The organism is Leptospira semungkisensis, assembly GCF_004770055.1.
GTDB classification, from domain to species: domain Bacteria; phylum Spirochaetota; class Leptospiria; order Leptospirales; family Leptospiraceae; genus Leptospira_B; species Leptospira_B semungkisensis.
Genome location: NZ_RQEP01000008.1, coordinates 1 through 928, shown reverse-complemented (window position 1 = coordinate 928; position 928 = coordinate 1). Strand labels below are relative to the sequence as shown.

At 43.1% G+C, this 928-nt stretch carries 1 protein-coding gene; it reads right to left on the bottom strand.

What is annotated here, in order from left to right; genetic code table 11:
* Nucleotides 1-9: 9 nt before the first annotated feature.
* Nucleotides 10-928: proton-conducting transporter transmembrane domain-containing protein (locus EHO59_RS07705; protein WP_135586561.1), on the bottom strand; the 919-nt coding region annotated here is incomplete at its 5' end.

Below are 928 nucleotides of genomic sequence, written 5' to 3'. Positions count from 1 at the left end.
TAACGTTTTTCATAATACACCATGTAAAAGAAGGTAAAATCCCCAGCAACCGGTGCTGAGAAGAAGTAGAAGTAAGAAGAATCCGTTCGTCATTCTGATCCTAAGAATGGTGGAAAGATCCTTTGGAAATGGTCTTCCTTTGATATTCAGAAGAGGTGCAAGCTTATAGAGCATTACTCCGAAGAATACGATCCCAAGTATAGGAACAAGGATCACAAAGGATTTTCCTCCGATCTGTCCTGCTTTGATAAGAACAATGTCTGTAACAAAGATAGGAGATCCAGGCATCACGAAAGCTAAGAATAACGCTAGGATGAAAAGAGACAATGCAGGCTTGTTGATTGAATCCGCTTGGATAATCTTACCCAACTCTCTTTTGCCTGCATCCATTCTCACGATCCCCATGCTAATGAATAGAAGAGACTTAACGACTAAGTTCGTAGCCATCATGTAAAGAAATACTGCCTCGCTTAAGTCCATCCAAAGAAATACTGCGAGAGCTCCCGTGTGAAAAAGAGCAACCTTAGCAGAGATCCTTCGGATGTCATTTCTATCATAGATCGCGAATATACTGTATAGGATCGTGATGATCCCAAGCACAAGAAGTCCGTCCGCACCGCTGAATGTATGAGGAAAGAGTTGGTGATCCAGATGCACAAACGGTCTAAGTGCGAAACAAACCGAAACAGGAATGAATGAGGAAAGTAAAGAAGAAACTTGCGTCGGACTTTCTCCATACGTGTCTTCGATCCAGACGTGATTCGGAAAGAGACCGAGCTTTGCAGTATAACCGAAGATCGCAAGCCAAAGTCCAATCTCCACCCAGATGATCTCAGGATGAGAAGAAGCGTTTGCCGCTAAGAACTCGATCGGTTGGTTGATCACATGCAAAGAAGAACGAAGAAGTATGATCCCAAGAAACGCGATA